The organism is Bradyrhizobium glycinis (assembly GCF_016031655.1).
GTDB lineage: Bacteria > Pseudomonadota > Alphaproteobacteria > Rhizobiales > Xanthobacteraceae > Bradyrhizobium > Bradyrhizobium glycinis.
Window position 1 is genome coordinate 230,955 of record NZ_JACCHQ010000003.1, and the last position, 21,365, is coordinate 252,319.

25 protein-coding genes and 3 tRNA genes are annotated in these 21,365 nt (G+C 64.5%); 10 read left to right on the plus strand and 18 right to left on the minus strand.

Annotated features, from left to right (window positions below):
- Window positions 1–104: 104 nt before the first annotated feature.
- A complete protein-coding gene (locus tag HZZ16_RS07925; RefSeq protein WP_197947921.1) occupies window positions 105–1,163 on the minus strand; it encodes a phosphotransferase family protein in 1,059 nt (352 codons plus the stop codon).
- Window positions 1,164–1,299: 136 nt separating this feature from the next.
- Window positions 1,300–2,535, minus strand: a complete 1,236-nt coding sequence (locus HZZ16_RS07930) for an acyl-CoA dehydrogenase family protein (RefSeq protein ID WP_197947922.1) — start codon at window positions 2,533–2,535, stop codon at window positions 1,300–1,302.
- 207 nt (window positions 2,536–2,742) lie between these two features.
- On the opposite strand from HZZ16_RS07930, the gene HZZ16_RS07935 reads away from it, so the two are divergent.
- Entirely contained in the window at window positions 2,743–3,414 is a 672-nt protein-coding gene (locus HZZ16_RS07935) for a TetR/AcrR family transcriptional regulator (protein WP_197947923.1), read from the plus strand.
- 69 nt (window positions 3,415–3,483) lie between these two features.
- Here HZZ16_RS07935 and HZZ16_RS07940 read toward each other — a convergent pair whose 3' ends face one another.
- The 3 genes from HZZ16_RS07940 to HZZ16_RS07950 all read right to left on the minus strand — a co-directional run bounded on the left by HZZ16_RS07940 (window position 3,484) and on the right by HZZ16_RS07950 (window position 6,496).
- Window positions 3,484–3,699 carry a hypothetical protein gene (locus HZZ16_RS07940; protein ID WP_036010888.1) on the minus strand — a complete coding sequence of 72 codons (216 nt, stop codon included), beginning with the start codon at window positions 3,697–3,699 and terminating at the stop codon, window positions 3,484–3,486.
- Window positions 3,700–3,940: 241 nt separating this feature from the next.
- Window positions 3,941–5,170 carry a CaiB/BaiF CoA transferase family protein gene (locus tag HZZ16_RS07945; protein ID WP_197947924.1) on the minus strand — a complete coding sequence of 410 codons (1,230 nt, stop codon included), beginning with the start codon at window positions 5,168–5,170 and terminating at the stop codon, window positions 3,941–3,943.
- A 123-nt stretch (window positions 5,171–5,293) separates the two neighbouring features.
- The gene (locus HZZ16_RS07950) at window positions 5,294–6,496 is read right to left on the minus strand and encodes an MFS transporter (RefSeq protein ID WP_197947925.1); all 1,203 of its coding nucleotides are present in this window, start codon (window positions 6,494–6,496) and stop codon (window positions 5,294–5,296) included.
- A 190-nt stretch (window positions 6,497–6,686) separates the two neighbouring features.
- Between HZZ16_RS07950 and HZZ16_RS07955 the strand changes: the two genes are divergently transcribed.
- Both HZZ16_RS07955 and HZZ16_RS07960 read left to right on the plus strand, forming a co-directional pair.
- A complete protein-coding gene (locus HZZ16_RS07955; RefSeq protein WP_197947926.1) occupies window positions 6,687–6,944 on the plus strand; it encodes a type II toxin-antitoxin system Phd/YefM family antitoxin in 258 nt (85 codons plus the stop codon).
- The gene (locus HZZ16_RS07960; protein ID WP_197947927.1) at window positions 6,941–7,324 is read left to right on the plus strand and encodes a type II toxin-antitoxin system VapC family toxin; all 384 of its coding nucleotides are present in this window, start codon (window positions 6,941–6,943) and stop codon (window positions 7,322–7,324) included. The genes HZZ16_RS07955 and HZZ16_RS07960 overlap by 4 nt, the downstream gene beginning before the upstream one ends.
- A 36-nt stretch (window positions 7,325–7,360) precedes the next feature.
- Here HZZ16_RS07960 and HZZ16_RS07965 read toward each other — a convergent pair whose 3' ends face one another.
- From HZZ16_RS07965 to HZZ16_RS07985, 5 genes are all read right to left on the minus strand, one after another.
- Window positions 7,361–7,531, minus strand: a complete 171-nt coding sequence (locus HZZ16_RS07965) for a hypothetical protein (RefSeq protein WP_197947928.1) — start codon at window positions 7,529–7,531, stop codon at window positions 7,361–7,363.
- A gap of 36 nt (window positions 7,532–7,567) precedes the next feature.
- Window positions 7,568–7,771, minus strand: a complete 204-nt coding sequence (locus tag HZZ16_RS07970; protein ID WP_197947929.1) for a hypothetical protein — start codon at window positions 7,769–7,771, stop codon at window positions 7,568–7,570.
- Between the two features lie 59 nt (window positions 7,772–7,830).
- Complete coding sequence (locus HZZ16_RS07975) at window positions 7,831–9,168, minus strand: PQQ-dependent sugar dehydrogenase (protein WP_197947930.1); 1,338 nt, start codon at window positions 9,166–9,168, stop codon at window positions 7,831–7,833.
- Complete coding sequence (locus tag HZZ16_RS07980) at window positions 9,165–9,629, minus strand: DUF2231 domain-containing protein (RefSeq protein WP_197947931.1); 465 nt, start codon at window positions 9,627–9,629, stop codon at window positions 9,165–9,167. Before HZZ16_RS07980 ends, HZZ16_RS07975 begins: the two co-directional genes overlap by 4 nt.
- A gap of 206 nt (window positions 9,630–9,835) precedes the next feature.
- The gene (locus HZZ16_RS07985) at window positions 9,836–10,360 is read right to left on the minus strand and encodes a NuoB/complex I 20 kDa subunit family protein (protein ID WP_197947932.1); all 525 of its coding nucleotides are present in this window, start codon (window positions 10,358–10,360) and stop codon (window positions 9,836–9,838) included.
- Window positions 10,361–10,557: 197 nt separating this feature from the next.
- Here HZZ16_RS07985 and HZZ16_RS07990 point away from each other — a divergent pair, with 197 nt between their 5' ends.
- Window positions 10,558–11,052, plus strand: a complete 495-nt coding sequence (locus HZZ16_RS07990; RefSeq protein ID WP_197947933.1) for a YciE/YciF ferroxidase family protein — start codon at window positions 10,558–10,560, stop codon at window positions 11,050–11,052.
- A 346-nt stretch (window positions 11,053–11,398) separates the two neighbouring features.
- On the opposite strand, the gene HZZ16_RS07995 is transcribed toward HZZ16_RS07990, so the two are convergent.
- Window positions 11,399–11,472: transfer RNA gene (locus HZZ16_RS07995), tRNA-Gly, on the minus strand.
- 445 nt (window positions 11,473–11,917) lie between these two features.
- Window positions 11,918–12,103, minus strand: a complete 186-nt coding sequence (locus tag HZZ16_RS08000) for a hypothetical protein (RefSeq protein WP_197947934.1) — start codon at window positions 12,101–12,103, stop codon at window positions 11,918–11,920.
- A 209-nt stretch (window positions 12,104–12,312) separates the two neighbouring features.
- Between HZZ16_RS08000 and HZZ16_RS08005 the strand changes: the two genes are divergently transcribed.
- The gene (locus HZZ16_RS08005) at window positions 12,313–12,693 is read left to right on the plus strand and encodes a YciI family protein (RefSeq protein WP_197947935.1); all 381 of its coding nucleotides are present in this window, start codon (window positions 12,313–12,315) and stop codon (window positions 12,691–12,693) included.
- 4 nt (window positions 12,694–12,697) lie between these two features.
- Here HZZ16_RS08005 and HZZ16_RS08010 read toward each other — a convergent pair whose 3' ends face one another.
- Window positions 12,698–13,288, minus strand: coding sequence for a TMEM175 family protein (locus HZZ16_RS08010; RefSeq protein WP_197947936.1), 591 nt, complete (start codon window positions 13,286–13,288; stop codon window positions 12,698–12,700).
- A gap of 121 nt (window positions 13,289–13,409) precedes the next feature.
- Between HZZ16_RS08010 and HZZ16_RS08015 the strand changes: the two genes are divergently transcribed.
- Together HZZ16_RS08015 and HZZ16_RS08020 are read left to right on the plus strand one after the other, a co-directional pair.
- The gene (locus HZZ16_RS08015) at window positions 13,410–15,467 is read left to right on the plus strand and encodes an ATP-dependent helicase (RefSeq protein WP_197947937.1); all 2,058 of its coding nucleotides are present in this window, start codon (window positions 13,410–13,412) and stop codon (window positions 15,465–15,467) included.
- A gap of 107 nt (window positions 15,468–15,574) precedes the next feature.
- Window positions 15,575–16,606 carry an LLM class flavin-dependent oxidoreductase gene (locus HZZ16_RS08020; protein ID WP_197947938.1) on the plus strand — a complete coding sequence of 344 codons (1,032 nt, stop codon included), beginning with the start codon at window positions 15,575–15,577 and terminating at the stop codon, window positions 16,604–16,606.
- A gap of 33 nt (window positions 16,607–16,639) precedes the next feature.
- On the opposite strand, the gene HZZ16_RS08025 is transcribed toward HZZ16_RS08020, so the two are convergent.
- Together HZZ16_RS08025 and HZZ16_RS08030 are read right to left on the minus strand one after the other, a co-directional pair.
- Window positions 16,640–16,882, minus strand: coding sequence for a GIY-YIG nuclease family protein (locus HZZ16_RS08025; RefSeq protein ID WP_197947939.1), 243 nt, complete (start codon window positions 16,880–16,882; stop codon window positions 16,640–16,642).
- A gap of 95 nt (window positions 16,883–16,977) precedes the next feature.
- Window positions 16,978–17,063: transfer RNA gene (locus tag HZZ16_RS08030), tRNA-Tyr, on the minus strand.
- A gap of 207 nt (window positions 17,064–17,270) precedes the next feature.
- On the opposite strand from HZZ16_RS08030, the gene rlmB reads away from it, so the two are divergent.
- Window positions 17,271–18,104 carry a 23S rRNA (guanosine(2251)-2'-O)-methyltransferase RlmB gene (rlmB, locus tag HZZ16_RS08035; RefSeq protein ID WP_197947940.1) on the plus strand — a complete coding sequence of 278 codons (834 nt, stop codon included), beginning with the start codon at window positions 17,271–17,273 and terminating at the stop codon, window positions 18,102–18,104.
- Between the two features lie 60 nt (window positions 18,105–18,164).
- Here rlmB and HZZ16_RS08040 read toward each other — a convergent pair whose 3' ends face one another.
- Together HZZ16_RS08040 and HZZ16_RS08045 are read right to left on the minus strand one after the other, a co-directional pair.
- Window positions 18,165–18,665 (minus strand): hypothetical protein, encoded by a 501-nt coding sequence (locus HZZ16_RS08040; protein ID WP_197947941.1) that lies wholly within the window; start codon window positions 18,663–18,665, stop codon window positions 18,165–18,167.
- A 41-nt stretch (window positions 18,666–18,706) separates the two neighbouring features.
- Window positions 18,707–19,189 (minus strand): hypothetical protein, encoded by a 483-nt coding sequence (locus tag HZZ16_RS08045; protein WP_197947943.1) that lies wholly within the window; start codon window positions 19,187–19,189, stop codon window positions 18,707–18,709.
- 284 nt (window positions 19,190–19,473) lie between these two features.
- On the opposite strand from HZZ16_RS08045, the gene HZZ16_RS08050 reads away from it, so the two are divergent.
- On the plus strand, window positions 19,474–19,923 hold the full coding sequence (locus HZZ16_RS08050; RefSeq protein WP_197947945.1) for a hypothetical protein: 450 nt from the start codon (window positions 19,474–19,476) through the stop codon (window positions 19,921–19,923).
- A gap of 169 nt (window positions 19,924–20,092) precedes the next feature.
- A tRNA-Thr gene (locus HZZ16_RS08055) sits at window positions 20,093–20,167 on the plus strand.
- A 451-nt stretch (window positions 20,168–20,618) separates the two neighbouring features.
- Here the strand turns inward: HZZ16_RS08055 and HZZ16_RS08060 are convergent.
- Complete coding sequence (locus HZZ16_RS08060) at window positions 20,619–21,284, minus strand: class I SAM-dependent methyltransferase (RefSeq protein ID WP_197947946.1); 666 nt, start codon at window positions 21,282–21,284, stop codon at window positions 20,619–20,621.
- Window positions 21,285–21,365 lie beyond the last annotated feature (81 nt).

Genomic DNA, 21,365 nt, shown 5'->3' on the forward strand with positions numbered 1-21,365 from the left:
GCGATCACCGAAGAATGGTGGGCACAGCGCTGCATGCTTTTGCCCACCCTACAAGAGCTTCGGTGAAGCAAAGGGCGCGGCCACCAGCCGCGCCTTTGTCATTCCTACACCGCGCCGGCCTTCTGTGCGTATTCCCATGAGGCCGTCGACAGCGGCACGGTGCGCTTGGCGGATTCCAGCGCCTTGGCGTTGGCGGCGGTGCCGTCGCGGACACGGCCGGCGATGCCCTGGGTGATGCCGGCGAGACGGAACAAATTGTAGGCGAAGTACCAGTTGAGATCGGGCACCGTCATCTGCGTGACGTTGCAATAGATCTGCGCGGCCTCTTCGAGGCTCGGGATGTTGAGCGCCTTGAGGTCGGCACCCTCGAGGCCCGGCATGATCCATTGCATCAAGAGATAAGTGAAGTCGGCCATGGGATCGCCGAGCGTCGACAGCTCCCAGTCGAGCACCGCCTGCACGCGCGGTTCCGTCGCGTGGAAAATCATGTTGTCGAGGCGATAGTCGCCGTGGACGATGGAGACGCGCGCCTGCTCCGGCACCGTCTTGGGCAGCCATTCGGCGACCTTCTCGAACTCCGGAATGTGCTGGGTCTCGGATGCGCGATATTGCTTGGTCCAGCGATCGATCTGGCGGGCAAAATAGTTGCCGGGCTTGCCGAAGTCGCCGAGCCCGATGGCGTCGGGATCGAACATGTGGAGCTTGGCCAGCGTCTCGATCTTGCTGGTGAAGATCTTTCGGCGCGCATCCGGCTCCTGGCTCGGCAGCGTCGGATCCCAGAACACGCGGCCCTCTTCCATCGACATGATGTAGAAGGCCGCGCCGATGACGCCGTCGTCCTGGCACAGCGCATAAGCGCGCGCGACCGGAAAGCCCTGCTTTCCAAGGGCCGCGATGACGCGATATTCGCGGTCGACCGCATGCGCCGAGGGCAGCAGCTTGCCGAACGGCTTGCGGCGCATCACGTAGGAACGGTTCGGCGTGTCGAGGCGATAGGTCGGGTTGGACTGGCCGCCCTTGAACTGCAGCACGACCAGCGGTCCTTCGAAACCTTCGACGTGCTCGCGCATCCAGGCTTCCAGCCGCAGCTCGTCGAAACGATGCCGCTCCTCGACCGGCTTGGTGCCCGAGAATTCTTCGTCCTTTCTGACGCCGTCAGCCACGATGACGCTCCCTCTTTTTCCATTTCCCGTCATTCCGGGGCGCCCAAAGGCGAACCCGGAATCTCGAGATTCCGGGTTCGATGCTTGCGCATCGCCCCGGAATGACGGTTTGGAGCGCACGCGCTCCGTCCCGTTCTCAGTGACTTGGGGAGTTTGCATACTTCCGAAGTTCGAGCCTGGCAATGGCGCGGTTGTGCACCTCGTCCGGGCCGTCGGCGAGACGGAGCGTGCGGATGTGGGCGTAGTCCTTGGCAAGGCCGGCTTCGTCCGACACGCCGGCACCGCCGAAGGCCTGGATCGCCTCGTCGATGATCTTCAGCGCCATGTTGGGCGCGGCGACCTTGATCATGGCAATCTCGGCCTGCGCGGTCTTGTTACCGACCTTGTCCATCATGTCGGCCGCCTTGAGGCACAAAAGACGCGTCATCTCGATGTTGGTGCGCGCCTCGCCGATGCGCTGCTCCCACACGCTGTGCTCGACGATCTTCTTGCCGAACGCGGTACGCGAGGCGAGCCGCTTCACCATCTTCTCCAGCGCCTCCTCGGCCTTGCCGATGGTGCGCATGCAGTGATGGATACGGCCCGGACCGAGACGGCCCTGCGCGATCTCGAAGCCGCGGCCTTCGCCGAGCAGGATGTTCTCCTTCGGCACCCGCACGTTCTCGAGCAGCACCTGGGCGTGGCCGTGCGGCGCATCGTCGAAGCCGAACACCGGCAGCATCTTCTCGACCTTGATGCCGGGCGTGTCGAGCGGAACCAGAATCTGCGACTGCTGCTGGTGCTTGGCGGCCTTGAAGTCGGTCTTGCCCATCAGGATCGCGATCTTGCAGCGGGGATCGCCGACGCCGGACGACCACCATTTGCGGCCGTTGATGACGTAATGGTCACCGTCGCGTTCGATGCGGGTCTCGATGTTGGTGGCGTCGGAGGACGCAACCGCCGGTTCCGTCATCAGGAAGGCGGAGCGGATCTCGCCGTCCATCAGCGGGCGGAGCCATTTGCGCTTCTGCTCCTTGGTGCCGTAGCGGATGAACACTTCCATGTTACCGGTGTCGGGCGCGGAACAGTTGAAGACTTCCGAGGCCCAGGTGATGCGGCCCATCTCTTCCGACAGCAGCGCGTATTCGAGATTGGTCAGTCCCGCGCCGCGGAATTCGTCGTCTTCATGTTCGGACGGCGGCATGAACATGTTCCAGAGGCCTTCGGCCTTCGCCTTCTTCTTGAGGTCCTCGAGGATCGGGATCACCTTCCAGCGATCGCCGCTCTTGTCCTGCTGATCGTAGATCGGCACCGCCGGGCGCACGTGCTTGGCCATGAAGGACCGCACGCGGTCGAGCCATTCCTTCTGCTTGGGCGACATATCGAAGTCCATGGGACGCTCCTCTCTCTCGCTGGTCCTTTTGCGCCGGACTGTCCTCCCGCTGTGCGCGGCCCGCAAGCGCGAATGCGCGTCCTTGCGGAGCTGTCGAACCCGGCCGCACTTGCGAACGAGTCCCGATTGCGGATTGACTTTTCCGGGCCTTCAAACGATAGTTTCATACAACTGTTTGAATTGCAACTCCCCTCCCCGAGGGCATCCATGGCCAGCGATCATACGAGGTCTGCCATTCTCGCCGCCGCCGAACGGCTCTATGCCGATCGCGGCTTCGGCGACGTGACGCTGCGCGACATCGTCGCGGAGGCTGGCGTCAACCTCGCCGCGGTGAACTATCATTTCGGCTCGAAGGACGAGCTGATCGCGGAATTATTCGTCACCCGCTCGGTTCAGACCAACCGCGAGCGCCTGCGCGAATTGAAGGCGGCGGAGGAAGAAGGCGGCGGCCGCGCGCCGATCGAGGTGATCCTGCGCGCGCTGGTCGGGCCAACGCTGCGCGGCTGCCTGGGGCCGGAGAACCAGCGCTCGACCGCCGCGCGCTTCATGATCCGTGCCTCGATCGAATCCGTGCCGCCGATCCGGCGCATCAAGAACCGCGAGATCGACCACTTGCGCAAATTCGTCGGCGCGATGCGCCGGTCCCTGCCCGACCGCAGCGAGGTCGATATCTATTGGGGCCTCAACTTCGCGCTCGCCATGGCGCATCACACCATCCGCGAGAGCGAACGGCTGACCAAGCTGTCGGAGGGCAAATGCGACCTCGACGACGTCGAGGACGTGGTCGCGCGGGTCGTCAGCGTGGCGACGATGGCGCTGACGGCGGGGCGGACGGAGCCGAAGGCACCGGCGCGCGCATTGGCGCGCGACGCGCGCTAAGGCAGAGGCAGGATCACCTCACATCAGGCGATGCAGTCGATCTGATCGAAGAGCGATTGCTGGGCGGGATCACGCCCGCTGCGGCATCTCCTCGGCCTCTTCCTTGGCGAGCAGCAGCAGCATCTCGATGCCCATCTCGCCTTCCTGCGGCGAGCGGATGAACTTGATCTCGTCAGCGCTCTGCCGCAGCGCGGCAATGATGGCGACGGCCTGATTGGCGGTGGCTGCCTCGGTCGCCAGAATGGCCTTCTGGTCCTTGGCCTGGAACCCGATCGTGTAGGACATTTACTTCCCTCCCCGAACTCAAGTGGAGAGATCGAATCAGAGTCGGAGGCAAAGCGGAAGCCTGTGCGACTACGGACCGGGATTACTTGGGGATTGCGGGCAAGTTTCACGCCAGCCCCGGCATGGCGCGCGCGTCCACCTCAGTCGCAACAGTCGCGGCGAAGTCCTGAGAAAGACTGCGGCAGGGGCGACCAATCACCCTCCCCTGGAGGGGGCCCTCCTCCAGGGGAGAGTAACTGCGTCAGATGATGCCCTGCGCCTTCAGCTGCTCGATCTTGCCGCCATCATAGCCGAGCTTGCCGCCGAGTACCTCCTCTGTGTGCTCCCCGAGCAGCGGCGGGGCGCGGTACTCCTTGATCGGCGTCTCCGACAAGGTGAGCGCGTTGCGGACCAGCGACAGATCAGGCTCGAAGGGATGGTTGACCTTCACCCGCATGCCGCGCGATTGGACGTGCGGGTCGGAGAACACCTGCTCGAAATTGTTGATCGGCCCCGAGGGCACGCCGGCCTCCTCCAGCTTCTCCAGCCAGTAGGACACCTTTTGCTTCAGGAACAGGCCGGCGAAGATCGCCATGATCTCCTTGCCGTGCACGACGCGGTCGTTGTTCTTGACGAAGCGTGGATCGCTTGCGAGCTCGGGCGCGCCGAGCACGGCGCAGGTGCGCTGAAACTGGCCGTCATTGCCGACCACTACCATCAGCTCGCCGTCGGTGCAGCGGAACACGCCGGCCGGCATGCCGCCATTGCCCCAGGTGCCGCGACGCGGCGGGATCTTGCCGTTGACGAGATAGATCTGCAGCCAATGCGACAAGGATGCGATCACAGTGTCGAACAGGCAGACGTCGATGTGCTGTCCCTGCCCGCCCTTGGCGTCGCGATGATAAAGCGCCGAGAGAATGCCGATCGAGGCGTTCATGCCGGTCATGTAGTCAACGATCGACGGGCCGACCTTCATCGGGCCCTCGCCAGGCTCGCCGTCGATATGGCCGGTGACGCTCATCAGGCCGCCCATCGCCTGCAGGATAGCATCATAGCCGGCGCGCGGCGCGTAAGGTCCGGTCTGGCCGAAGCCGGTCACCGAGCAATAGATGATGCCGGGATTGATCGCCTTGATGGTCTCGTAGTCGAGGCCATAGCGCTTGAGATCGCCGACCTTGTAATTCTCCATGAAGACGTCGGCGTCCTTGGCGAGCTCGCGGACGATCGCCTGCCCTTCGGGCTTGGCGATGTTGACGGTGACCGACTTCTTGTTGCGGTTGGCGCAGAGATAGAACGAATTGTTGTTGTTGGCCTTGCCGTCGGGGTCGGTCAGGTAAGGCGGGCCGAAGGCGCGCGCGTCGTCGCCGGTGCCCGGCCGCTCGATCTTGATCACCTCCGCGCCGAGATCGCCCAGCATCTGGGCTGACAGCGGCCCGGCCAGCACGCGGGTGAGGTCAAGGATCTTGATGCCTGAGAGCGGCAGGGCCGACATGTCGATTTCCTCCGGGGAACTGGTGTTGGCGCGGCGGCTGAAAGCGACCGGGCTTCCTGCGGATACCACCATTCTCGGGCCCTGAGCACTGCACTGGCGGCATACGGCTATCCTCTGCCGGGCTCAGGTCGCAACCGCCGGCATCCGTGGCCGGCGCCGAGCCAGGAGCATCAGGATCAACACCGTCGCGCAGGAGAACACCAGCGTGAGGCCGAGCGCGCCGCGGCTGCCGAAGGCCGTGAGCAGGCCGACGAGGAGCGGCGGCGAGATCGCCGAGGCCAGATTGAGCGGCAGCGCGATCATCGACATCGCCTTGGCGAACTCGGCCTGGTCGTAGAACACGAGCGGGATGGTTGCCCGCGCCACCGCCATCGCGCCGCTGCCGGCGCCATAGAGCAGGATGAAGACCGCGACCGCCCAGGTGGCGCCCTCGCTCGTCATCAGCAGCAGCATGGCCACCGGCAATGCGCTGCCCGCAACGAGCCCGGTGGTGATGCCGTCCCATCGGCCGCCGCCGAGAAAATCCAGCCCGCGGGCGCTGACCTGAATCACGCCCAGCATCGAGCCGAACAAAAGCGCCTGAGCTGGCGCCAGCCCCTCCGCCCGCAACAGCTCGATCAGGATCGCGCCGATGCCGAAATTAACGAAGGCGTTCAACGTAATTGCAGCGACGACGAGGCCGAACGTGCTCCGTGCAATCGCGGGCGGCGGCGACCGCTTGGCCGGCGCGGCGCCAACGTCCTTTGCGATCTTCCGGCGCGGCGCGCAGAACGCATAGAGCGGGAAGCTGACGAGAAGCATCATCGCCGCATAGACCAGGCACGTCCCGCGCCAGCCGAGGTGACCACTCAGGAACGAGGTCGTCGGCCAGAAGATGCTGCTGGACAGGCCCGTCACCAGCATCAGCGCGCCGATCGCGTTCTTGGCCTGCCGCCCCGCGATCTCGTTCAGCATGATATAGGCGCCGGTCGACAGCGTGGCGCTGCCGGCGATGCCGAGGACGATCCATGCGGCGAAATACAACACCGGCCCGCGCGCCAGCGACAGCAGCACGAAGCCCGGCGCAGTGACGATCGTGCCGATCATCATGACCGTCCGCGCGCCATGCCGCGCAAACGACTTGGCGAGCAGAGGACCGCACAGCCCCATCGAGACGTAGAGAACGGACGTCCCGGCGAACACCGCCGGCAGGCTCATGCCGAGATCGGCGGCGAGATCGCGCCCGACGATGGCGGGCAGCCCGATCGTGCCCCATCCGACCAGCTGCGTGATCGCGAGCACCAGCAGGACCCCGATGAGCCTGCCGTCAGATTTCAAGAAATGCATTCCAAACGTCGCCTGCCCGGCTGGCGCAGATTGCGCCGGCGCACATCTCTTAGCGGGAGATCGCAGACTCGAGGAATGTCAGTTCCGAATGCCATGGAAGCCCGCTTCGCAGAGCGGCGGAAGCCAGGGTCCGGATTGACATGGACCACTGTCTGGTCCATTTTACGGAAACGCGAAGAGGAACAATGAGATGCGGGTCTCCGTCACCGAGGCCAAGGGACAATTGACCGATCTTGTCCGTCGTGCAGAAGCCGGCGACGAGGTGATCCTGACGCGACATGGACATCCTGCGGTGCGGCTCGTTCCGATCAAGCGTCCTGCCGACGCTGCGACCCGGCGCGCGGTGCTTGAGGCCGCCCGCAAGAGCGGCGCGGCCAAAGCTCTTCCCGGCCCGGATGCGGCGCGCAGTCAGGACTTTCTCTTCGGCAACGATGGAATGCCGGAATGATCGCAGTCGAGACGTCCGCGCTCATGGCAATCGTGCTCGACGAGCCGCAAGCCGATGCCTGCATTGCTGCGCTTCAGACCGCGGACGAAATCCTGATCTCGGCCGCCACCGCGGCAGAGAGCCTGATCGTCGCTGCGCGGCGCGGCGTGCACGAAGAGATGAAGAGTCTGATCGCGCATCTCGGCCTGAACGTGATCTCGGTGACCCAGGCATCCGCCGAACGCGTGGCGCACATCTACTCGCTTTGGGGCAAAGGCAATCATGCTGCCGGCCTCAACTTTGGCGACTGTTTCGCCTACGATATCGCCAGGGAGCATGGCTGCGCACTGCTCTATGTCGGTGATGACTTTGCAAAGACCGATATCGCAGCAATCGCTTAGGTCGACCAGGCCGTAACGCCCACCGCCACGCCGGCCTCACGCGGTGTGGCCAGGGTCGATGTGCTTCGGCGTCTTCTTCTCGCGCTGCGGCGTCATCTTGGCCGGATCAGGCGCGCCGGGCACGCCGCGCGGGCCGAGCTGCTCGCGCTGGATGTCGTCCTCGGAGCGGGATGGCTCGATGCCGTTGGGCTCACGGGGCTTGGTCATCGCGGCCTCCTTCTCTCGAAAGCTGCTTCCGCGGTCTTAGACACCGAGCGCGTTGTCGCCGGGTTCGCGGCCGGGCACGCTGACATGCACTTCGTGTCCCTCGCGAAGCGCCAGGGAGGCCGCGGCGACCGCGGACTCGAAGGCGGCTTCCTTGGTGGCGTACCGGCTCTTGACGTCGCCGTCATGCAGCACGCCCCATTCGTCCTGCACCGGCACGATGGCGTATTGCGCGAGACCCATTGTCCAACTCCTGGCTTTGCGTTCGAAAGATCGTCCGACCTCTCAACGCGGTACCGGGCTTAACGTTGCGTCAGCTGCGGATGGGTCGCGCTCACCCGCCACACCGTGTTGCCGCTGTCGTCCGCGACCAGAAGCGCGCCGGTCTTGTCGATGGCGACACCGACGGGGCGGCCGCGCGCCTGGTTGTCGCTGTTGAGGAACCCCGTGACGACGTCCTGCGGCGGGCCGCTCGGTCTGCCGTCCGTGAACGGCACGAACACGACCTTGTAGCCGCTCAGCACCTGTCTGTTCCAGCTGCCGTGCTCGCCGACGAAGGCGCCGCCGCGATAGGCGGCCGGCAGACCGGTGCCGGTGTTGAAGGCGAGCCCGAGCGGGGCGACATGCGAGCTCAGCGCATAATCCGGCACGATCGCCTTAGCGACGAGATCCGGCCGCTCCGGCTTGACGCGGGGATCGACGTGCTGGCCGAAATAGCTGTAGGGCCAGCCGTAGAAGCCGCCGTCCTTCACTGAGGTCATGTAGTCGGGCACGAGATCGGGACCGAGCTCGTCGCGCTCGTTGACCACCGTCCACAAGGCGCCGGTCTGCGGCTCGAAGCTGAGCCCGTTGGGATTGCGCAGGCCGCTTGCGAACACGCGCCAGCGGCCGCTGGCGCGATCGACCTCGAGGATCGCGGCGCGGTTGTGCTCGGCCTCCATGCCGTTCTCGGTGATGTTGCTGTTGGAGCCGACGCCCGCATAGAGCTTCGCGCCGTCGGGGCTGGCGACCAGGCTCTTGGTCCAGTGATGGTTGATCGGACCGCCCGGCAGCGGCGTCAGCACCGTGCCTGGCGCAGTAATCTTCGTGTCCCCTTCCGTGTAGGGATATCTGACGATCGCATCGGTGTTGGCGACGTAGAGATCGTTGCCGACCAGCGCGACGCCGAACGGCGAGTTGAGGTGGTCGAGGAAGACGCTTTGCGTCTCCGGCACGCCGTCCCCATTGCTGTCGCGCAGCAGCGTGATGCGGTTACCCGGCCCGGTGTCGTCGCCGCCTGATGTCGCCCAGGACTCGATATATCCCATGACGATCTCCTTGGGCCGCTTGATCGCGGCCCCCTTCGGCGCCTTGGATTCCACCACCAGCACGTCACCGTTGGGCAGCACGTAGAGCAAACGCGGATGCTGCAGGCCGGCCGCGAAGGCCTTGACCTGCAGACCATCAGCCACCGTCGGCGTCTCGTCCTTCTTCCAACCGACGATGCGCGCGATGTGCACGGGCGGCAGCAGATATTGCTGGATCTCGGGAAGCGCGGGGTTGGCGCCGACTTGCGCGTTGGGATCGCCGCTGCCGTCATTGCAGCCGGCCAGACCCAGCAGCGATGCGCACAAGAGCGCGCGGACAATCGCAGACGTCATCGCGCAACTCCCACGCCATGGCGATAGACCAGAGCCCAGCCGAGCCACCCCGTGATCGGCAGAATCAGCACGGTGAGCGCGGACAGAACCAGCCCGGTCGGCCACACCGAGGTCCAGGCATCGCGCATATGGATCATGGTGTTGATGATCGCGACGATCAGCGCCACGGCATTACCGATCAGATGCGGCCAGGCCGGCGCCTGCGCCCGCACCAGCCGATTGCCGAGGAAATCGGTCAGGCCCGCGATCGCCGCCAGCACGCCGAAGATGATTCCGGCGAGCAGCAGCCAGGCCGAAAAATCCGCCCACATGATCTCGGCACTGGCGACATAGGCGATGTCGGTCAGCAGCGCCCCGACAAAACACGTGATCGGGATCGGCACCAGCATGGGATGAATCGGATGACCCGCGATCTGCGCGGTGGTAGGGACGCGCGCGTCGTCTTGCACGGTTGGCCTCATGTGGCTTTCGCCCCGCCCGACCGGCCAACTCGCACTTGCGGTGATGGTTCCTCAGGCCGTCTGCGTTCGCCGACGATGCGGCATCAATCGGCTTCCAGTCGATCGACGTCTCGGTCACGTCCTTCCCACATAGACCAACGTATAGACGGTCCTCTGCGCAGCGATTGACCCCGATCAGGCCTGCCCCGGGGCGGACATTCATCGTGTCACCGCTCGATCGTTCCGGTTCGTCGAATCTTCTTCTGAAGGAGCACGAGTCCGTAAAGCAGGGCTTCAGCCGTCGGAGGACAGCCGGGCACATAAATGTCGACGGGCACGATGCGATCACAGCCGCGCACGACCGAGTACGAATAGTGATAGTAGCCGCCCCCGTTTGCGCACGATCCCATCGAGATGACGTAGCGCGGCTCCGGCATCTGGTCATAGACCCTGCGCAGGGCTGGGGCCATTTTGTTGCAGAGCGTACCCGAGACAATCATGACGTCGGACTGTCTTGGCGAGGCGCGAGGAGCCGCGCCAAACCGCTCGATGTCGTATCGCGGCATCGATACCTGCATCTGCTCGATCGCACAGCACGCAAGGCCGAAGGTCATCCACATCAGAGACCCCGATCGCGCCCATGTGATGAGGTCGTCGAGTGGGGCTACGAAGTAGCCACGGTCACCGAGTTGGTCCTGGACATTGTCGAAGGGCACGTGTTCGTCGAAGGGAGCGTTTTCGAGATGGTTCATGGCGGTATCGCTCGCGAGCCCTGCCTGATGCTGCAAGCACGGCTCCGTCTCCCTGTTCCTAATCCTTCTCTGTTTCCCCCGCTCCGAGCTCAAATGCCTTTTGCGCTCCGACTGGCAAGGAACAGTCTCGCGGATCAGCGGTTGACCGCCAAATCCGGAACTCGGGTCATCCCAAACCCAAGCCATGGACGGACATCATGAAGATCGACAACTTCAAAGACCTTTACATCGCCGAGCTGCAGGAACTCGTCAGCATGGAGGATCAGCTGAGTGACACACTCAAGCGAATGGCCGAGATGGCGGTGCATCCCTCGCTGAAGATTGCCCTGGCCGAGCATCGGGAAGAAACGGTGCAACAAGGTCAACGGCTTCAGCAAATCCTGCGCAGCCATGGCGCGGATGCTCGCGCGCACACCGATCAGGCCATGGAATCATTGATCGAAGAGACCGCGAAGATGATGAAGATGGTGACGCAGGATGACCTGCGCGACGCCGCGATGATCGCCTCCGCCCAGAAGCTGGAACATTACGAGATTGCCGCTTATGGCAGCGCAGCCGCTCTTGCCGGGCAGCTCGAGCTCAGGGAGGACCAGAATATGCTGCACGAGAGCCTGGAGGAGGAGAAGGCGATCGACGCTATGCTGACGACGCTCGCGAAGGGCGAAGTCAATCTCGACGCTCTTGCAGCCTGATTGGAACGTTGCCGGTGAGCCCCTGCCGAGAGCCACCGGCTTCGGGTGGGATGGCCCCGTCCTCAAGGTCTCCCAAACAAGGACCCCGCCGGTTACCGAGGTAACCTGACGGGGCTTGTGAACGAATCTTTGATCTGGTTTATCCGCAGCTTTCGCTCTGGCTTCGCCATTTCATCGATCGCTCACTGAATAACCAACCGACGAGTACCCTGGACGTTCCGGACGGCGGCCATTTTTAATGTTCCGATCGTCGATGCTGACGCAGCAGCATAAGGCGTCGAGCGGCGGCCGATCCTCAAGAAAATGGAACAGGGCCGCACTTACTGTTCGGGCGGATACATCCAATTGGAGCGGGTGAAGGGAATCGAACCCTCGTATTCAGCTTGGAAGGCTGCTGCTCTACCATTGAGCTACACCCGCGTTACGGGCTCCCTAACACGGCCGGACCGCGGTCTCAACTGCCCAGGAGGTCGCTTTCCGGCGTCTTCCACTCTCGCGAAACCGGCTCTGGTCCCACCGGACCCACCGGCCCTTAACAGCGGCAGCATTGCAACCTATATTGAAATTTCCCGAAACCAACGAAAGGAGGTGATCCAGTGTCTTATCTCAAGCGCTGTCACCTCGCTGGGATCGCCCGCTGAGCTTTGATTAGAGCTTGGCATCGGGGCGCTCTCAGCCCTGGACCAGCGAGCAAGAAATCGGGCGCGACGGGGCACTCCCCGCCGCGCCTTTGCTTTTTGAGGCTCGGCAGAAGGCACGGCGTAATGGCCTTGCCTGTCCAGCTCATCAGCGCGAGCAGGAACGGCCTCGCCGCGATCGATATCTGCAGGACGTCCATTTCGAACGCCGGTTTCGCGGCACGGCTTCAGAAGCCGAAGATATTAAACGCGCGCCGCCGTTTGCCACGCCGGCTCTCGACGATCCGCTCGCCGCCGTTCTCGGCCGAGCTGCCGTAATAGCGATGATGGCCGGCCTGGTCGTGCAGATCGGCCGGCTCCGACTGTCCCGCCCGCCGCGCGTCGCAGATGATCTTGGTGGTGTGACCCGACATTGCCGCCTCCAGCAAAAGCTTGTTGTTCGTGGTTCATCAGTCGCGAGGTGTTCCGGCGGCGTTCATATGGCAAGGGCGCAATCGGGTTTCCGGACGGTTTCGCCGCTTGCCGGCCACGCAATATTTTGCTTCGGGATTGTCGGCAGGGGGTGCCGTGCCGCGTCCTTGGGACTTGCGCAGAAAAGAAAGCAGAAAAGAGAGAGGTGACGATGCTGTACGCCATCCTGGCCTATCACGTGGAAGACGAAGTCTTGTCCTGGACGCCGGAGCAGGACGCCGCCGTCGTCGCCAAAGTCATCGAGGTTCAGGCGCCGCTGCGGGCCAGCGGCCAGTTTGGACCGGCGGCCCGGCTGGATGAGACCCGGAAGGCCCGCACCTTGCGCGGCCCCGGCGCGGGAATGGTGCTGGACGGGCCGTTTGCCGAGACCAAGGAGCAGCTTCTCGGCTTCCATTTGATGCAATGCGCCACCGAGGATGAGGCGATCGAAGCGGCGCGGAAGCTGCGGGCGGTCAATCCGACGGCGGTGTACGAGATCCGCCCGGTCAAGCTTTACGTGCCGGCCGATGGGTTCGGCGCGACATCCGGCTAAAGTCCTACGCGCCCGGCTCGGTCCGCTTGGGAAGGAAGCGCCGGATCACGATGCCGCCGAAAGCGACGAACCAGAGGAAGGGTGCGACCTGCGGCGCGAACGCCGCAACGATCGTGCCCGGGATGAAAACCAGCAGCGGAAACAGCGAAGCCATGATTTCGGTGCGCCAGCCGCCGAGGATCGTCCACCACAGCCAGGCGTTGAGGCCCGCGATCGCGGTCAGATGCAAGCCGTAGAGCACGGCGACGGCGTTGCTCATGCCGTAATTGGTGTAGAGGCCGTTGGTGACTGGCAGCAGCACGATCGAGAGCAGGAAGAACAGGTTGAGGATCACGTCGCCGCGGCTGCCGATCGGCTGGCGCGCCAGCCGCCGGTGATGGCTGATCCAGAACACGCCGGCGATGATGAAGCTCAGCGCCAGCCCGGCCAGCTTGCCGGAATAGACCTGGGCGAGCTCGCTCCAACCAGGGGCGCTCGTGAACACCGCCGCTCTCGGCAGATCGTAGGCCAGCAGCGTCATGGCGACGCCGAAAATGGTGTTGCTGAGCGACTCCAGACGCCGCATCTCGAATTGGTCGGGCTTGAGCTCGGTCATTTCGCCGTGGAGTGCTGGAACCAAAAGGCCGTCTTCCCCTAAATCCTAATTCCATTTCCGTCCAGACGCATTGCGATTCGCGCCGGGATCGCCGAGTCTCTCCCTTTCACCGGGGCGATTCGTGGCTTCATATCTGGACACGCTCAATGCGGAGCAGCGCCGCGCCGTGGAGCATGGCGTGACCGAGGGTTCGACCATGGGCGCCCCCCTGCTCGTCATCGCCGGTGCCGGCTCCGGCAAGACCAACACGCTGGCCCATCGCGTCGCGCATCTGATCGTCGCAGGCAGCGATCCCCGCCGCATCCTGCTGATGACGTTCTCCCGCCGCGCGGCCGCGGAGATGGCGGGCCGGGTCGAGCGCATCGCGCGCAAGGTGCTGGGCGAGAACAACGCCGCGATCATGCGCGATGCGCTGACCTGGGCCGGCACCTTCCATGGCATCGGCGCGCGGCTCCTGCGCGAATATGCCGAGCGGATCGGCGTCGATCCCGCTTTCACCATCCATGACCGCGAGGATTCCGCCGACCTGATGAACCTGGTCCGGCACGAGCGCGGCCTGTCGAAGACCGAGAGCCGCTTTCCCGCCAAGGGCACCTGCCTGTCGATCTATTCCCGCTGCGTCAATGCCGAGATGGAGATCGAGAAGGTGCTCGCCCAGCATTATCCCTGGTGCGCGGGCTGGGCCGCCGAGCTGAAGGGTCTGTTCGCCGCGTACGTCGAGGCCAAGCAGGCCCAGCACGTGCTCGATTACGACGACCTGCTGCTGTACTGGTCGCAGATGATGAGCGATGCGCTGATCACTGAGGAGATCGGTGGCCGCTTCGACCACGTGCTGGTCGACGAATATCAGGACACCAATCGCCTGCAATCCTCGATCCTGCTGGCGCTCAAGCCTGACGGACGCGGCCTCACCGTGGTCGGCGACGACGCGCAGTCGATCTATTCGTTTCGCGCCGCCACGGTGCGCAACATCCTGGACTTTCCGCAGAGCTTCTTCCCGCGGGCGGAGATGATCACGCTCGACCGCAATTACCGCTCGACGCAGGCGGTGCTGTCGGCGGCGAACGGCGTGATCGGCCTCGCCCGCGAGCGCTTCACCAAGAACCTCTGGACCGACCGCACCTCGGGGCAAAAACCGCAGCTCGTCACCGTGCACGACGAGGCCGACCAGGCGCGCTACATTGTCGAGGCGGTGCTGGCGAACCGCGAGCAAGGCGCGCTGCTCAAGCACCAGGCGGTGCTGTTCCGCACCTCCTCGCATTCGGGTCCGCTGGAGATCGAGCTGACCCGCCGCAACATCCCCTTCGTCAAGTTCGGCGGGCTGAAATTCCTCGATGCCGCGCATGTCAAGGACGTGCTGGCCCTGTTGCGCTTCGCCGAAAATCCGCGCGACCGCGTTGCCGGCTTTCGCATCCTGCACCTGCTGCCGGGCATCGGGCCTGCGACTGCGCAGCGCGTGCTCGACCAGATGGCGGAGAGCACCGACCCGCTTGCCGCGCTCGGCCGGCTGCCGGGGCCGGCGCGCACCGGTGAGGACTGGACCTGTTTCGTCCGCACGGTCGAAAACTTGCGCTATTCGGAATGGCCCGTCGACCTCGAACGGGTGCGGCTCTGGTACGAGCCGCATCTCGATCGCATGCACGAGGATGCCGAGACGCGCCGCGCCGATCTGATGCAGCTCGAGCAGATCGCGAGCGGCTATGCCTCGCGCGAGAAATTTTTGACCGAGCTCACGCTCGATCCGCCGGATGCGACCAGCGACAAATCAGGCCCGCCCTTGCGCGACGAGGATTACCTGATCCTCTCCACCATCCACTCCGCCAAGGGACAGGAGTGGAAGTCGGTGTTCGTGCTCAACGTCGTCGACGGCTGCATGCCCTCCGATCTCGGCGCCGGCACCAGCGCCGAACTCGAGGAGGAGCGCCGCCTGCTCTATGTCGCCATGACCCGCGCCAAGGACGACCTCCACCTCGTCGTGCCGCAGCGCTTCTTCGTGCACGGCCAGGCCGCCAGGGGCGACCGTCACGTCTACGCCTCGCGCACCCGCTTCATCCCGGAGCAATTGGTCTACCTGTTCGAGCGCACCGCTTGGCCGAAGGCGGCGGCGGGCGCCGCGCGCAACGCGGCGCAGGGGCCGAAGATCGACATCGGGGCAAGGATGCGCGGGATGTGGCGGTAGGGCTGCCGCGATGGAGCCAACGGAAACCGAGCATTTCCGAAACGCTGCCTTGTGACGGTGCGGCTGCCCACTAAGTGTCGTTCATCCTCCCATAGAGACCTTGATCGATGACCGCACCGCTCGAATTCGGACTGGACACCTTTGGCGACGTCACCAAGGACGTCTCCGGCGCCATGCTTTCGCATGCGCAGGTGATCCGCAATATCGTCGACGAAGCGGTGCTGGCCGACGAGCTCGGACTCGATTTCATCGGGCTCGGCGAGCATCACCGCGCGGATTTCGCGATCTCCTCGCCCGAAACCGTGCTCGCGGCCATCGCATCGCGCACCAAACGCATTCATCTCGGCTCGGCCGTGACGGTGTTGTCTTCGGACGATCCCATCCGCGTGTTCCAGCGCTTCGCCACGCTGGATGCGGTCTCGAACGGGCGCGCGGAGGTGATCCTCGGCCGCGGCTCGTTCACCGAGTCCTTTCCGCTATTCGGCTTCGACCTGCGCAAATATGAGGAGCTGTTCGAGGAGAAGCTCGATCTGTTCGCGGCCCTGCTGTCGCAGCAGCCGGTGACCTGGCAAGGCAAGCTGCGTCCGCCGCTGCGGGATCAGCTGGTCTATCCGCCGGTCGAGCAAGGCACGCTGAAAACCTGGATCGGCGTCGGCGGCAGCCCGCAATCGGTGGTGCGCGCTGCGCACTACGATCTGCCCCTGATGCTCGCGATCATCGGCGGCGATCCCGCGCGCTTTGCGCCCTATGTCGAGCTCTATCATCGCGCCTTCAGCGAGTTCGGCCGCCCGGCCCAGCCGATCGGCGTGCATTCGCCGGGCTACGTCGCCGAGACGGACGCGCAGGCACGCGAGGAGCTGTGGCCCGATTACAAGGCGATGCGCCACCGCATCGGCAAGGAGCGCGGCTGGCCGCCGATGGGACGCGACGAGTTCGTCCACGAGGCCGAGTACGGCTCGCTCTATGTCGGCGCGCCGGAAACGGTGGCGCGGAAGATCGCGAAGACCGCCAAGGCGCTCGGGCTTTCGCGGTTTCAGTTGAAGTATTCGGCGGGACCATTGCCGCACGAGAAGCTGATGCGGAGCATCGAGCTTTACGGGCGCAAGGTGGTGCCGATGGTGCGGGAGATGATGGGGTAGTGGGCTTTTGAGATAGTCTCAGTCCGTCTTCGCTCACCAGAGTCTCTTCTTCGCGAAGGCGTGGCCCGAACCGGATTTCAAGTAACGCTCGAACGCACGTGCCTTCGCGATGTCAGAGAAGGCTACGTAAGTCACCAGTCGCCAGGGAGCGTATTTCGACGTGTGGGGTGACTTGCCTGCGTTGTGGTCTGCCAGGCGTTGCTTGAGATTCGTCGTCAGGCCGATATAGCGCTGACCTCCAAAGGCTTCGCTCTCCAGAAGATAGACATAGAGCATCGACGCCCGCCCTCCTTCCCCAAGGCTTCGGAGGGCATCCTGCTTCGCGCAGCGAAAGGTTGCAATCCTGCGAAGCGCGTCAGCGCGAAGCAGGATGGTGGGGGAGGCAGGACTCGAACCTGCGAAGCCATGAGGCGGCTGATTTACAGTCAGCTCCCTTTGCCACTCGGGACACTCCCCCGCTCGACGGCAGCACAATCGGGCCGGACCTTGCCGGCGGACCGAAGACGGCCATGGAACGTGAAGGCCGCGACAACCCGGATCGGGGCGCGACCGGGCGCGTTTATGGGCGAAGCGGTGGGGCAAAGTCAACCGAGGCAAGCAGCTAAAATCGCCCTCGCGGGCACCGAAATTGCCATATTCCGGAACCCATGACAGAAGCGAGCCCATGAAGGATCGAAAATTCGGCCCCAAGGGGGCTCGCGGCGGGGCTAAGCCCTTCAACAGACCCGGAAAATCGGCCGGCCGTCCGGCCTGGCGCGATCGCGATTCGCAAGGCGATGGCCCGGTCATTCTCTACGGCTGGCACACCGTCACCATGGCGCTCGCCAACCCGCGACGACGGATCCGCAAGCTGACGCTGACGGAGAACGCCGCAAGGCGGCTGGCTGAGGAAAACATCGAGACGCGGGTGGCGCCCGAGATCGTGCGGCCCCAGGAGATCGACCGGCTGCTGTCGCCCGACGCCGTGCACCAGGGCCTTCTCGCCGAAGCCGATCCCCTGCCCTCGTCCGAGATCGAGACCTTAACGCCGGACGGCATGGTGCTGGTGCTCGACCAGATCACCGATCCGCACAATGTCGGCGCCATCCTGCGCTCGGCCGCCGCGTTCGCGGTGAAGGCGATCGTCACCACGGCACGCCACAGCCCGGAAGCGACCGGCGTGTTGGCGAAGGCCGCGTCCGGCGCGCTCGAGCTGGTGCCTGTCGTCACCGTGCAAAATCTCGCCCGTGCGCTGACGGCGCTGAACGAGCGCGGCTTTCAGACTGTCGGTCTCGACAGCGAAGGCAGTGAGGATATCGGCGACGTCGCGCTGCGCGAGCCGCTTGCTCTCGTGCTCGGCGCCGAAGGCAAAGGCCTCAGGCAATTGACCCGCGAAACTTGCAGCGTCGTGGCGCGGCTCGATATGCCCGGCGAGATCAAGAGCCTCAACGTCTCGAACGCGGCCGTGCTCGCGCTCTATGTCGGCGCGAGCCGGCTTGGGTTGATGAAGCGCTCATAAAACAAAACGCCCGTCCGCATCACGCGAACGGGCGCTTCGCAAATCTCGACCGATCGGCGATCAGTAATAGCGGCGCAGCACGCGGTGGCCGCCATAGTAATACGGCGCTGGCGCGCGGCGGTGGGCGTAGCCGTAGCGCGGACCATAGTGCACGCGGGGCAGATAGCCGTAGCGGGGGCCGTAGCCGTAGCGATAGGGACGGAAGTACGGGCGGCGATAGGGATAAGCGGCCGGCGGCGCGACCGCGGCGGCACGATAGCCATAGCCGTAATTGGCGGGCGCGACGACGGCGTCCTCGCGGTAGGTCGGATACGGCGCGAAAGCGCCCGGACCGGTATAGGTCGGACCCTGGTTGACGTAGTAATACTGCGTGGTCGGCTCGGCGAGACGCTCATAGGCCGCGTAGCCGTAGCCATATCCGTATCCGCCGCAGCCGGTGTTGCAGCCGGTATAGACTGGCGCCACCGGCGCGCACGTGGTGAAGCCGCAGGCCGCGGCCGGCGCGGTGGCGGCGAACATCACGGCAGTTGCCGCGACCAGTCCCGAAATCATTTGACGCATTACTTTCTCCTGTTGATTTCCGTTTTTGGTTTTCACGTTCCTCAACCCGGCGGCCTGCCGGGTATCTCTGTGCGCGGTCGTGGCCGAGGGGGCCGAGGACGCTCATTGATCTCGGGCGCGTAGATCACCGGCGGCGGATCGACGGGCGGATCCATCTGCGCCGGCAGCGGCGCGGACGATGCGCCCCAGCTCTGGTGGTAGCTCTCGGCGGGCTTGGGCAATTTGCGGTTCGCCGGCGGCTCGACCTCGAGCCGGCCGTAGCCGGGCCGCAGACCCAGCGTCGGATAATAATGGCCGACGTCGTCGGGCTGCCGCTCGGCGATATAGCGTCCGCCATAGATCGTGGGCTGCACCTGCTGGTTCTTGCCAAGACCCCAGGTGCCCTCGACGACAGCGTAGGACGCGTCGATGTTGTTGATGATGATCGGCACGCCGGGACGGCCGGGAACGACGACCTCGAAGCCGGCTGCAAACGCCGTCGCAGGCAGTCCGATCAGAAAGGCGGCGAGCGCCACGGCACGCATGAGGAGACCCCGGTTATCCGGGCGACAACCTAACCGATCCCGACGCAGAGAGGGTTAAGGCCTGCTCACCAAATTCCGGTAAGCCTAACGTGCAAGGATTGCGCGCCGCTCAAATGCTGCACGGCGGACTAGCGAAGCGTTAACAGCGCGGAACCGCGCGGCTGGAACAGCGTACGCTGCTCACATCGGTTTGACGGTTCGCATCGGAAAAATCCCACGGTTGCATCGGAACGTCCTGCGTCGTCAACGTTTAGCACCTGTCAACAAAATGGGAGCGAAGAACCATGACCATCAAGCTTCTCGGGGCCACGGCGATCGCAGCGACCATGCTGGCAGGCTCTGCCATGGCGCAGACCGTCGTCAACAAGCCGAGCCGCTGCTCGGCGCAATTCCCCGACGCCAACTGCCAGACCTTCGGACCGGCAAACGCCTCCACCGATAGCGGCTACCGCCATCGTCGTGCGGCCTATCGTCAGACCAATAGCGACCGGAACAGGAGCCCCACCGGTTTCTGGCCGACCGACGTCGCGGCCGGTGTCGCCGGCGCCGCGATCGGCACGGCTGGTGCGATTGCCACCGCCCCGTTCCGCGGCTGGGACAATTCCTACGCCTACGATCGCGGCTGGGACAATCGTAGCTGGGACACTCGCACCTATGCCCAGCGCAACGGCTTCGTGTGTACGCCCGGCACCTGGTTCAAGGGCGCAGACGGCCGCCGGCACCTCTGCCAGTAAGCCGGCTTGAACTGAACACGACACATCGGGCGGCCCGCGCGGCCGCCCAAGTCACGTCTTGCGAGGCGACCTCTCGGTTCTGGCACTTTCCAATCAAGTCTGGTATTGCGGCGCGCACGGGTGGACGGCCCCGGCGCGAGCCGAGCTCTGCCCCTTCCTCCTAGGCATCGCCGGCTTAGCTCAGCGGTAGAGCAGCGGTTTTGTAAACCGAAGGTCGGGGGTTCAATCCCCTCAGCCGGCACCATGAGGTCAGTCAGCTCGTCGACATCGTCTTTATTTTTGCTGACTGGGAATCGGCTCGCAGCGGCTCCCATTGGCGACCCGCAAGAACGCAATCATCTGTTCGGCGTTATCATCGGACCCCAGAGCTGTCTCGCGGAGACCTAGCGATGGACCCGAATGATCGAGCAGCCTTAGCCCTATCCGCTGTCGCCTTGGCGATCGCCATCGTGGTTGCTTCGACGGTCACGTTGGAGCGCGTCAATACCCGTACGGCCAGCAACGACGCACCCCCCGGAACGGTAGGACTCGCCAGGCCTCACCCGCCGCTGGACCGTGCCCCCGGTGAACCGATACCGACGACAGGGGCGCCGTCTAATGCCAGGCAGCGTCCCTGACCGAACACACCGACCGCACCGGGGCTCAATGATCGCGCCTCAAAAGTGAAACAGCACCGCAACTGCATCTGGCGTTGATCATCGAACATCATCCAGCCGCCACAGCCCGAGGCTCTTGTCGCGCCAGCCGCCACCGCCTTCCGCGCAACGCTCGTCGATCAGCGCCTGCGGTGCCGGCCAGCCGAACGGCGCCTTCTCCATGTTCAACGCCCGCCAGTCGCCATCCTCGCAATCTTGGTTGTCTTGCCACTCCGGAAAAGTCGTGACGAGCAGGAAGCGCGCGCCGCTGATCCGAAATTGCGTGAGGGCGCGATAGATGTTCGCAAGGCTGAGATGCACCAGGCAGTCCCGGCAGAGAATGACGTCGGCGTGAGGCAACGCATCGCGCGTGATGTCGGCGACGAGAAACCGACCGGACGAACCGTCGGCTGCGACACGCTGGCGGTTTGTCTCGATCAGCGACGGTACGATGTCGATGCCGGTGTAATGGATATCGAGCTTGAGCCGGCCGATCCATCCGGCGTCGCCGCAGGGCGCATCGAGCAGCGAGCGCGCGCCGAGCCGTTGCAGCAATGGAGGCAGCGCCTCCTGGATCGCGGCTGTGGCGACATCCTCGGAGCCGAGGCCGGACACCGAAGTGGCCGCGCCCCAGAGGTTGGTGCGCTCGATCCGCGCGAACCGCGCGGCGAGATCGAGGCCCACAAGATTGTCACGGTCGGCAACGAAGCGTTCGTGCGCGAGCACGGGGGACGATCGGAGCTCATTGGACGAGCCTTTCCGGCGCGGGTACACTATACAACCCAGCCGAACTGTTCGAAATTGTCT